General features: G+C 40.1%; 15 protein-coding genes. 11 read left to right on the forward strand and 4 right to left on the reverse strand.

The genetic code is table 11. The annotated features are described in order from the left end of the window. Nucleotides 1–230 precede the first annotated feature (230 nt). The 4 genes from WB217_RS18005 to WB217_RS18020 all read left to right on the forward strand — a co-directional run bounded on the left by WB217_RS18005 (nucleotide 231) and on the right by WB217_RS18020 (nucleotide 1,344). Nucleotides 231–485 carry a YrhC family protein gene (locus WB217_RS18005; protein WP_423994677.1) on the forward strand — a complete coding sequence of 85 codons (255 nt, stop codon included), beginning with the start codon at nucleotides 231–233 and terminating at the stop codon, nucleotides 483–485. A 413-nt stretch (nucleotides 486–898) separates the two neighbouring features. Then, nucleotides 899–1,036 carry a YrzI family small protein gene (locus tag WB217_RS18010; protein WP_423994678.1) on the forward strand — a complete coding sequence of 46 codons (138 nt, stop codon included), beginning with the start codon at nucleotides 899–901 and terminating at the stop codon, nucleotides 1,034–1,036. Nucleotides 1,037–1,052: 16 nt separating this feature from the next. After that, nucleotides 1,053–1,190, forward strand: coding sequence for a YrzI family small protein (locus tag WB217_RS18015; protein ID WP_423994679.1), 138 nt, complete (start codon nucleotides 1,053–1,055; stop codon nucleotides 1,188–1,190). Nucleotides 1,191–1,206: 16 nt separating this feature from the next. After that, on the forward strand, nucleotides 1,207–1,344 hold the full coding sequence (locus WB217_RS18020; RefSeq protein WP_423994680.1) for a YrzI family small protein: 138 nt from the start codon (nucleotides 1,207–1,209) through the stop codon (nucleotides 1,342–1,344). Between the two features lie 486 nt (nucleotides 1,345–1,830). Here the strand turns inward: WB217_RS18020 and sigK are convergent, their stop codons facing one another. Beyond that, nucleotides 1,831–2,553: an RNA polymerase sporulation sigma factor SigK gene (gene sigK / locus WB217_RS18025; protein ID WP_207500089.1), complete on the reverse strand. Its 723-nt coding sequence runs from the start codon at nucleotides 2,551–2,553 to the stop codon at nucleotides 1,831–1,833. Nucleotides 2,554–2,820: 267 nt separating this feature from the next. Between sigK and WB217_RS18030 the strand changes: the two genes are divergently transcribed. The 4 genes from WB217_RS18030 (at nucleotide 2,821) to WB217_RS18045 (ending at nucleotide 5,390) form a co-directional block, all read left to right on the forward strand. After that, nucleotides 2,821–3,222 (forward strand): DsrE/DsrF/DrsH-like family protein, encoded by a 402-nt coding sequence (locus WB217_RS18030; RefSeq protein ID WP_423994681.1) that lies wholly within the window; start codon nucleotides 2,821–2,823, stop codon nucleotides 3,220–3,222. A 121-nt stretch (nucleotides 3,223–3,343) separates the two neighbouring features. After that, entirely contained in the window at nucleotides 3,344–3,583 is a 240-nt protein-coding gene (locus WB217_RS18035; RefSeq protein ID WP_423994683.1) for a sulfurtransferase TusA family protein, read from the forward strand. Nucleotides 3,584–3,675: 92 nt separating this feature from the next. Beyond that, on the forward strand, nucleotides 3,676–4,815 hold the full coding sequence (locus tag WB217_RS18040) for an NAD(P)/FAD-dependent oxidoreductase (protein WP_423994684.1): 1,140 nt from the start codon (nucleotides 3,676–3,678) through the stop codon (nucleotides 4,813–4,815). Nucleotides 4,816–4,829: 14 nt separating this feature from the next. Then, the gene (locus WB217_RS18045) at nucleotides 4,830–5,390 is read left to right on the forward strand and encodes a hypothetical protein (RefSeq protein ID WP_423994685.1); all 561 of its coding nucleotides are present in this window, start codon (nucleotides 4,830–4,832) and stop codon (nucleotides 5,388–5,390) included. An 84-nt stretch (nucleotides 5,391–5,474) separates the two neighbouring features. On the opposite strand, the gene WB217_RS18050 is transcribed toward WB217_RS18045, so the two are convergent. Further along, nucleotides 5,475–5,831 (reverse strand): group I truncated hemoglobin, encoded by a 357-nt coding sequence (locus WB217_RS18050; RefSeq protein WP_423994686.1) that lies wholly within the window; start codon nucleotides 5,829–5,831, stop codon nucleotides 5,475–5,477. Between the two features lie 76 nt (nucleotides 5,832–5,907). Continuing rightward, nucleotides 5,908–6,591, reverse strand: coding sequence for a response regulator transcription factor (locus tag WB217_RS18055; RefSeq protein ID WP_423994687.1), 684 nt, complete (start codon nucleotides 6,589–6,591; stop codon nucleotides 5,908–5,910). Between the two features lie 194 nt (nucleotides 6,592–6,785). On the opposite strand from WB217_RS18055, the gene WB217_RS18060 reads away from it, so the two are divergent. Then, nucleotides 6,786–6,938, forward strand: a complete 153-nt coding sequence (locus WB217_RS18060) for a hypothetical protein (protein WP_423994688.1) — start codon at nucleotides 6,786–6,788, stop codon at nucleotides 6,936–6,938. 143 nt (nucleotides 6,939–7,081) lie between these two features. Beyond that, nucleotides 7,082–8,860 (forward strand): M3 family oligoendopeptidase, encoded by a 1,779-nt coding sequence (locus WB217_RS18065; protein WP_423994690.1) that lies wholly within the window; start codon nucleotides 7,082–7,084, stop codon nucleotides 8,858–8,860. Nucleotides 8,861–8,988: 128 nt separating this feature from the next. Here WB217_RS18065 and pssA read toward each other — a convergent pair whose 3' ends face one another. After that, nucleotides 8,989–9,528 carry a CDP-diacylglycerol--serine O-phosphatidyltransferase gene (gene pssA, locus WB217_RS18070; RefSeq protein ID WP_423994691.1) on the reverse strand — a complete coding sequence of 180 codons (540 nt, stop codon included), beginning with the start codon at nucleotides 9,526–9,528 and terminating at the stop codon, nucleotides 8,989–8,991. Nucleotides 9,529–9,953: 425 nt separating this feature from the next. Here pssA and asd point away from each other — a divergent pair. Further along, the coding region (gene asd / locus WB217_RS18075; protein ID WP_423994693.1) for an archaetidylserine decarboxylase at nucleotides 9,954–10,457 on the forward strand (504 nt) is incomplete at its 3' end.

A 10,457-nucleotide genomic window follows, 5' to 3' on the forward strand; every position in this document is an offset into this window, starting at 1 on the left:
CCCGCAGGAGTCTACGCGCCTTCCACTCCAATCAACAGGGTTTCAATAACTTGTCTGTGGTCTATATCTTTGGCGACAAGCTGAGTCCCTTTTAAAATAAGGGACTTTTTTATACGAGAACATTCCATTAATATTCGGGATGATCCATCTTCCAAAATTTACATACTGAATAATGGTTTAAATATGTTAAAGTAGGGTTGTGGTTAAGACAAATTATGCAGGTGATGGAAATGAACATTAAGCACATCTATGAAAAAATGGTTGATTATAAACAGTTCGCTACAGTCCTATTGACAGTCGGCGTGTTTTTTTATTTAGGTACTATTATTCCGTCAGAAACAAAAGTCATGACAGATATTTATATAGCAACAGGAGCTTCCATGGTATTTCTTGCTGGCTCTATCATATTCTTTGCAATCGCAAAAAAATGCCGAAGCCAGTTGATTGAATCAGAAGAAGGCCAAGAAATGTTAATGAAAAAGTAAACGTCCATTTTTTGGGCGTTTTTTATTTTGGCTATTTTTGCACATTGACGATTTTTGGCGAATACTTTTTGGAAAAAAAGACCACAGAAAAGGTTTACAAATCATTAGTAAGTGGATATACTTACCAATGTAAGCGAAATAATCTTGAAGGAGGTCGAGTGATATGATCATGATTGGATATTTGAAAATCTCAAAAACTTCATACAGTAATACACATTCGACCGGATCGGACTGGATTATTTAAGCTGTTTTTAACAACTAATACATCCATGCCGCAGGGAGAATCGTGCCCTGCGGCTTTTCTATGCCTATTTACGCCGCAGGGGGATACTTCCTTGCGGCTTTTTGTGGTGCGCTTAGAAGTCAAAGCGGCTTGACACTGGAACTCGACATTAGAAAGAGGTGACTAGATCATGACCCTAAGTATCTTATTTTTCACGATTACGATTAACAAACGCAAAATGAGTTTAGAAGAAATTCACCATAACGAAATGGTTGAAAAAATGATGGAAGAAAACAGAAGCCGACAGGCAATGATGCGCCCGTTTTAAAGGAGGTGAGTAAATAATGACCCTAAATGTCTTATTTTTCACGATTACGATTAACAAACGCAAAATAAGTTTAGAAGAAATTCGCCATAATGAGATGGTTGAAAAAATGATGGAAGAAAACAAAAGCCGGCAAGCAATGATGCGCCCGTTTTAAAGGAAGTGACTAAATAATGACTCTAAATATCTTGTTTTTTACGATAACGATCAACAAACGTAAAATGTCTATGGAAGAAATTCGCCATAATGAAATGATTGAAAAAATGATTGAAGAAAACAGAAGCCGCCAGGCAATGATCCGACCGTTTTAATTCATTTGAAATAATAAACTAAGAAAGGTGGAGAGAAGATGATTTATATAATTCAAAGAAGACTGGCTAGCTTATGGGTGGAGAAAGATACCACCTAACAACCTGAGTTGGGAGGAAATCTTATGTCATTGCATATATTGCTGTTAACGCTTATTTTTAAGAAAAAGAAATCCAATGATTAGTAACAAATTGTTCACATCCAGACCCTTTATACACCGTATTTATATGTTAAATTTGGAGTAAACATGGGAGAAGCATAAAGGGGTGTGGAGCATGTTCTTAATCGTCATGGGATTGGTTATCTGCGGCGCTGTTGGTTTGATCGTAGCGGCAGAAGTCACTGTGGAATAAGTGGAGAAAAGAGCATCAGCCAGTGCGGCTGATGCTCTTTTATATTAGAAGATGGAACTGCCTGCAGTTAGGTTGAATTATTTAATGGAGTTTCCAAAGGCAGAAAAGAACGGAGTCAATGTTCCGTTCAAACTGCTACTGTCCTTTATTCTTTTTCTTTTCTTTCTCAGCCCGGTAAAATTCATGAAACATTTTCATCAATGCTCTTTTTTCAATCCGTGATACATAACTTCTGGATATCCCCAATTCTTTGGCTATTTCCCGCTGTGTTTTTTCCTTTTTTAAATCAAGGCCGAATCGGCCAACGATTACCTCTTTTTCACGCTCATCGAGGACATCGATATATTCCTTTACTTTTTCAAGTTCCATATTCAACTGAATGGTGTCAATTACATCCTCAGATTCAGACTTCAGGACATCAATCAATGAAATTTCATTCCCTTCCTTGTCTTGACCGATCGGATCATGCAAGGAAACATCCTTCTTAGTCTTTTTTAAGGCGCGCAAATGCATTAATATCTCATTTTCGATACACCGCGCTGCATAGGTTGCCAGTTTTGTGCCTTTCCCTTCAGAATAACTTTCTATGGCCTTGATTAGTCCGATTGTTCCTATTGAAATTAAATCCTCTGAATCTTCGCCAGTATTTTCAAATTTTTTAACAATATGAGCGACTAGCCTGAGATTGTGCTCAATCAGCATATTACGTGCGTGTGGATCACCATTTGCCATCAACCTTAAATACTTTCGTTCGTCACTTGCAGATAACGGTTGAGGAAATGCATTGTTTTTAACATATGAAACAAGAAGAATAACTTCTTTAACTAGATAGCCGAGCGCTGTTAGAATGCCAGACATGTTTCCACCCCCGCTTATTAAGGCTTTCGCCTATACTAAATTCCTATGAGAAGACGGGCAAGATTGTGTCTGTCCGACCAAATAATTTATTTTGGAAATTTAAACCATAAATGTTATCGAGAAAAGCAATAGTTATCTCTGTCTAAGGCTTGTTTTGTCACTTTTTAGATGAAAAACGTTCACATAACAGAAACAGACATATCAATAGGGGTATAGGTATAATTAGTGTGTAAGGTAAATATACGATCTCTTAGGAGGAAATAAATTATGGAACAGCAAGCCCCATCTTTAGCGGTTATTTTATTATCTGAAGATCTTGAAAAGCTTCACGCTGGAGCACTTGTAGGATCAGTTGCTTCAATGTCAGGGATGACTGTGAACGTTTTTGTCACAATGAATGCTTTGAAATCTTTCCGAAAAGACAGCTTTGAAAATAATGATTTCATTACTGGAACGATTGGTAAGGAAATGCTCGCAAAGAAAATCCCATTGTTTGATGCACTTTTGCAGGAAGGAAAAGACATGGGAGAACTCAACATTTATGGCTGTGCGCTTGCAATGGATATTATGGATTGGAAAGAAGAAGACATGGTCGATGTGTTTGATGGAGTGATTGGGGTAACCAAATTCCTGGGAATGACTCAGGGAGCTACAGTTATTACGATGTAAGCTGGTGAAGCAGGAAAAAGCGATATGGCGTGCAGGCCTATCATCCTTTTCCCCTTCATGCGAAAATAAAAAATCTTTTATTATTTTATCATAAATCTCAACTATCCAGGAGGAAAAAATCATGAGTGATGTTATTGTAACTAAATCTATCGATGCTAGAGGAGCATATTGCCCTGGTCCATTAATGGAATTAGTAAAGGGGATAAAGAAAGCGCAGGTAGGAGATGTAGTTGAAGTAATCTCTACCGATAAAGGTTCAGCAGTTGATATCCCTGAGTGGGTTAACAAGATGGGCCACGAAATTGCTTACTCAGAAAATGAAGGCGATGAATTTAGAATCGCAGTAAGAAAAGCGAAATAATTTTACAGATAGGCTCTGATCATGTGGCTCTTTAATAGCCGGATATGAAAAACAGCCTGCCTCAACGACTTCATTAAAAAGGTGTGAATCAAATGACAAAGAGAATTGTGGTTCTAGGAGCAGGCAGTGCGGGTACTATGGTTGCTAACAGGCTTGCCCGCCAGCTTGGAGAAGATGTGAAAAAAAGTGCAGTAGAAATCACACTGATTTCAAATACAGAAAAGCACATTTACCAGCCAGGTTACTTGTTTATTGCTTTCAATGAAAAACCATCCGAGCATTTCATCAGAAAACAGGAGACTCTTGTACACAGGAATGTAAATCTTGTTTATGATGATGTTGAAAAAATAGATACTGAGAACAAGGTTGTTAAGTCAGGAAAGAAGCAGTATCAATATGATTATTTGGTAATCGCAACTGGATCGCATCCGGACTTTGACAGTGTTCCAGGTTTAAGGGAAGGAGCTCATAACTTCTATACGCTAGAAGGTGCTGAACGTCTCCGAGATGACCTTGCTGCAATGGAAAAGGGGAAAATACTCATCACCATTGATGTTCCTCACAAATGTCCCGCTGCGCCGCTTGAACTTGCGTTGATGCTCGATGACTATTACCGAAAGAATGGCAGACGCAAAGATATTGAGATTAAATATGCCTATCCAATCGGCCGAATCCATTCTTTAGTGCCAGTAGCTGAATGGGCTCAGCCTGAATTTGACAAGAGAGATATAAAATACGAAACATTCTTCAACCTTGAAGAAGTGGATCCGAAGCGGAAAGTTGCCATCACGATGGATGGCGAGGAACATGAATATGACATGCTTATCACGATCCCGGCCCATACTGGAGCAAAAGCGGTAATCGAGTCAGGTATTGGTGATGAATCCGGATTTATTCCAACAAACCGCACAACATTGAAGATGCTTGGGCAGGATGATGTTTATGTTATTGGGGATGCAACTAATCTTCCGATCAGCAAGGCAGGGTCGACAGCGCATTATCAATCAGAATCTCTTGTTGCAAACATTTTGAGCCGGCTTAGCGGACGTCCAGAGACAGCTGTATACAACGGTAAGGTAGCGTGTTTCCTTGAAAACAGCCTTGAGGATGCCAGCATGATTACCTTTGATTACAATAACCCACCGCAGCCAGCAGCTACCTCTGATTTGCTGCACTGGTTCAAAGCCGTTTATAACGAGCTATACTGGTTAAATGCCAGAGGGATTTTATAGAAGGGGTGATTAATATGGCTACAGAAACACCTCAAGCACACAAAAATGCACCACATAAACTCGTAGGCTTTACAGATGCAGCACTGAACGCAGTTACAGGTGAAATGGTTTCCACGATCGCTGAAACGGGCGTGAAGATGGTTGAGATGGCTGATGATCTTCTTCAGCCGGAAACTCTTTCTCTTTTGAGAACATTACCAGAAGTAGCTGAAAATCTTGAGCGTACATTAATGGAAGTAAAGCGCATGGAAGAAACAGGAGTGCTGAAGTCATTGATTCAGCTTGCTGACATGGCTGCAGCGATGAAAGGTGCCATGACTGGACCGATGGTTACAGACATGGTTGAGAAGGCGATTAAAGGCGTGGAACTTGCAGATACATTCGTACAGCTTGGCGCAATTGACCTTGTCGAAGGTATGGTTACTGCATTCCATAATGCTCAAGAAGACACAAGAGGAAAAGCGCCTATGTCCTCAATGCAGATGATGAAGGCAGTGACACAAAAAGACACAAGAGAAGGCTTGACTCTAATGCTTACATTCCTTCAGAATCTGCCAAAAGAATTGAACAAATAATGCATTATTGAAGTAAATTTTTATCTGCAAGGAGAAAAGGAGAGGAATAACCTCTCCTTTTGTTTGGTATGGCTATCAAGTTTTCTATTTATACAGGATATCATTTTTCATCGTAGTCAGCTTGTCTAATACTACATTAATATCCTGATCAGATACGTTGAACTCCCTCAGGCTTGCAGCCAGATGATTGGCAATCGCACCAAAATGTTCATCATTAAGGTTCATTCCTTTATGTGCCAGCTCCATGCTTCTTCCTGAATACTGATTGGGTCCGCCTAATGCCCAGCTAATAAATAGAGATTGGTGACGGCGCTGTTTGTCCATGTCTGTATCTCTAAAGAATTGGTTAACCGTTTCGTCAGCCAAGACCTTTTCGTAGAAAACATCTACCACTTTAGTGATTGCATCCTGTCCACCTAGTTTTTCATATAGATTTTCCATTTATATTCCTCCTGTCTAACTTAACGTCACTATTATGTCTTTTTATCCGGAGAAATATGAATGAAACCTTTTTAAACTAACTATCTGCTTTTTCAAGCCATTTATAACCTACGCCCCATACGGTGATCAAATAATCATCTGCGCTAAATCCGGCTTTCCGCAGCTTTTCCCTTAAATTTCGCACATGTGAATCAATTGTCCGGTCTTCAGTAGCAACACCATATCCCCATATATTTGAAATTAAATGTTCTCTTGTAAACACCTTATTCCGATTCTGTAAAAAAAGATTAAGAAGGGAAAATTCCTTCGGAGTCAGGGGAATGGAAATCCCATTATACTGCAGATCGTAAGAATCCATGTTCAGATTCAAGCCTTTGAAACTGAGAATTGGACTTTTTCCTGAGTTCCTCCGGAGCACGGCTTCAATCCTAGCAATCAGCTCATCTTCATCAAATGGCTTTGTTACATAATCATCCGCACCGATTTTCAGCCCCTTTACGATATCGGGCTTTTCGCTCCTTGCTGTTAGCATTATAACTGGAATATCCCAATGCTTGCGGATTTCCCTGCACGCCTCCCAGCCATCCATCTCTGGCATCATGACATCGAGCAGGATGATATCAGCATGATTTTCATCAAGGTAACTTATTGCATCCAGGGCAGAAGTATGTTTGACGCACTTATATCCAAGTGGAGTAAGGTACAGCGAGAGCAGGTCAAGCATCCGTGTTTCATCATCAACGAGAAGAATGGTCTCCATTAACATGACTCCTTGCTAAAAAGTGATTGAGTCAATTTTACATGATAAGTATGAAGAAATTGTGCATTATTTTTCATATCATAGTTAGAAATGAACCTTTTGAAAACTGCTAGAAGAAATATTGGAAGTGCCCAAACCAATATGGACAGCATCCCATATGTTGATAATAGGATACAGAAAAGGAGTGTGAAAGTATGCCATACGGATACTGTTGTTCTGGGTCATATCCAGTGCCATATGGAGGCTATCCTGGTTACTACGGCGGTAATGGTGCATGGTTTGCCCTATTTATCATCCTGTTAGTTATCGTCCTCATCTTCGGCGGCTGGTGGTATTTTTGTTCATAATAAACAAACAAGGCTTATGCCGTTTCAGGCTAAGCCTTGTTTTTGTTGCTTGACCAACCGTGATACACTAATCTTGTGAAAAAATAGAAATTTTAGAAAAATAACATTATAATAAAACAATAGAAATAAAGGGGGAAATTTTGATGGCAAATACATATTCAGAGGTTTGGGATTTAGATGTTTTCTTCGAAGGAGGAAGCAATTCAGCTGAATTCGCAGCCCATATGACGGCTGCAGCTGAAGAAATAGCTGGATTTAAGAAAGAAGTGGAGAAGTGGCAGCCAAGTGAGCATCAAGATGAGAGCGCGCGACTGACAAGCCTTGTCGAGATGTTTGATGGTGCTGCCAGAAAGGTCAGACAGGCTGGAGCATTCGTAAGCTGTTTACAGGCACAGAATACTCAAGATAAAAAAGCGAACCAATTAAGGGCAACTGTGACTGAACTAAGCGCATCACTCCAGAACGCACTGACTGCTTTTGACCAAAAGCTTGCTGGTTTTTCTCCAGAGGTTTGGGAAGAACTTGTAAAATCAGGCCTCTTAAATGAGTTAAGCTTTGTATTGACTGAACGTCGTGAGCGTGCTGCCGAAAAGCTCTCCGGAGAAGAAGAATCCGCTATTAATGCTCTAAGTGTAGATGGCTACCATGGATGGGGGCAGCTGTACGACTTGCTTGTAAGCAACACAAAAATTAAATATAAAGATGGGGATTTATCAGTTGGTCAGGCTGCTAATAAGCTATCTGATACAGACCGTTCTGTCAGGAAGGGAATTTTCACAGAGTGGGAAAATGCCTGGGGAGAGAAGGAAGATTTCTTTTCTAAAAACTTGAACCATCTGGCGGGCTTTAGATTGAATGTGTATAAGCTTCGGGGCTGGGATGATGTGTTAAAAGAACCTCTTGATATTAACAGGATGCAAAAAGAAACACTGAATGCAATGTGGGAAGTTATTTCAGATCATAAAGTGCCATTTGTACAGTTCCTTAATCGGAAAGCGAAGCTTCTGGGTCTGGAAAAGTTAAGCTGGTACGACCTTGATGCCCCGATTGGAAGCACGGAGTCGAAATTGTCCTATCAGGAAGGGGCAGACTTTATCGTTGATAATTTTGCCCAGTTTGGCAAGGAAATGGCTGACTTCGCAAAAATGGCTTTTGAGAACAATTGGATTGAAGCAGAGGACCGTCCTGGAAAAGCGCCGGGCGGATTCCATACGTTCTTCCCTGAAAGCAGCCAGTCCCGAATTTTCATGACATACTCTGGTACTCCATCGAATGTATCGACACTTGCACATGAGCTAGGTCATGGATTCCATACCTACGCTATGAGGGACCTTCACTTATTGAACCGCAACTATGCAATGAATGTTGCTGAAACAGCATCAACATTTGCTGAGATGATCGTTTCGGACGCTTCTCTAAAAAACTCAACATCAAAAGAAGAGAAAATTAGTCTATTAGAGGATAAAATCCAGCGTTCGGTAGCACTGCTCATGAATATTCATGCAAGGTTCTTATTTGAAACAAGATTTTATGAAGAAAGAAAGCAAGGTGTAGTTAATGCAGAGCGACTCAATGAGTTGATGAAGGATGCACAGACAGAAGCATACGGAGGAGCGCTTGAAGAATATCATCCGCTATTCTGGGCCTCCAAGCTCCACTTTTACATTACCGGAGTTCCGTTCTATAACTTCCCATATACATTCGGTTATTTATTTTCACTCGGCATTTATGCGATGGCCCAGGAAGAAGGCCGGGGTTATGAAGAGAAATACATCGCCCTGCTGAAGGATTCAGCCTCAATGCCAGTGGAAGAACTGGCACAAAAACATTTAAATGTCGATTTAACGAAAAAGGACTTCTGGGAGAAGGCAGTACGCATGTGTGTAGAGGATGTTGAAGAATTTCTGGCTTTAACTGAGTAGGTATATTGATGCTTCTTAGTCTTCGAAAAGGAATCGTAGAATCTTCGTGCCCTAAAAGAAGCTGTGAGCTGAAATTGGTAGAATAGATAGCTCCAAGCAAAAACCCAGCCTTACTGAGGCTGGGTTTTTTATACTTTTTTCAGCTTAAAAGGACTAACCATTAAAAAGCTGAGAATCATCATGATAAATATAAAGGTTTGTGAAGGCACAAATGGAATGGCAAGAAAACTTAAGGTAGCAAGGACGCCTGCAGCTGTGATTGGCAGTCCTGTGAAATAACCATTATTTTCAGAAATGTTGAACCTCGCCAGGCGGAATGCCCCGCAGCCGATGTAAAAAACGATAAAAAATGAGCCTGGTGCTCCGTAGTCAGATAAAATCCCTTGATATATTAATAGTGCAGGTGCTACGCCAAATGATATAATATCACTCATGGAATCCAATTGCTTCCCCAATTCGGATTCAATATTCAGCTTTCTGGCAACCATTCCGTCAAAACGGTCTGCCAGCGCAGCGATGAAGATAAGCAAGAGACTTAGATCCAAGTTGCCATTGATGCCAACAATGATCGCAAAACCGCCTAAGGAAAGATTGGCCAGCGTCAGAACATTGGCAGTCTGGGATTTTAATTTCTTGACCGTTAAGTCCAATACATCTTGTAAAAACATGCATTTCACTCCTCTAAGGAAGACTATTTTCCCAACATTGCAGGCATAAATCTTATTTGTGTAAAAGTTCATACTCTTTTCCTGCATTGATGTTAGACTCCCTTATCAAGGACCTGAAACTGAAAATTCAGCACCGATCATTCTTGTTGAAGAGCCGCACAGTTAAGGATCTTTTCGATAATTTTGTTGCTTTTATAGCTAGAAGGCATGTTTAAATATCGTTATCTCCCAAAAGATGCCCGAAGTCTTGAAAAAAGTCAGGGTTCATCTATTTCCGGATAACTGCAAACCTTGCGAAAATGCCTTAACGAAAAGTGGCTCATGTAAAGAGAACTAGCACCTTGGGTTATTATATAATAATATATAATTCTAAGCCGATTATGCTTTTTCGTAAAGATACTTTTAATAAATCGGAGGTATTATCATTGATTCAAAGTATTTATCGCTTGCTCATCGAATTGACAAACGGAAAGTGGTCCTCTGATATTTTGCAGAGGTTTGCAAAATCACCAAGCAGCAAACGGATTGTTTCTTCATTTGCAAAGACTTATAAAATTAACCAGGACGAAATGGAAAAACCTATTAATGAGTATCCAAGCCTGCACGATTTCTTCATCAGAAATCTTAAGGAAGGGGCAAGGAAAATTGATGAGGATCCTGACTCGGTAGTCAGCCCTGTAGATGCAGTAATAGAAGATATTGGAGAGATTGAGGCTGACCGAACAATTAAGGTAAAAGGAAAGATTTATTCAATTTCAGAGATGCTGGGCAATGATGAATCGATGGCCAGGTATGAGCAGGGTACCTTTATGGTCTTTTACCTTAGTCCAAGTCACTATCATCGCATTCATAGTCCATTATCCGGTGTAGTGACGAATCAATGGACTCTGGGCATGAAATCCTATCCCGTCAACAAAACAGGATTAAGG

Source organism: Mesobacillus sp. (assembly GCF_049588175.1).
Taxonomy (GTDB): Bacteria; Bacillota; Bacilli; order Bacillales; family Cytobacillaceae; genus Mesobacillus.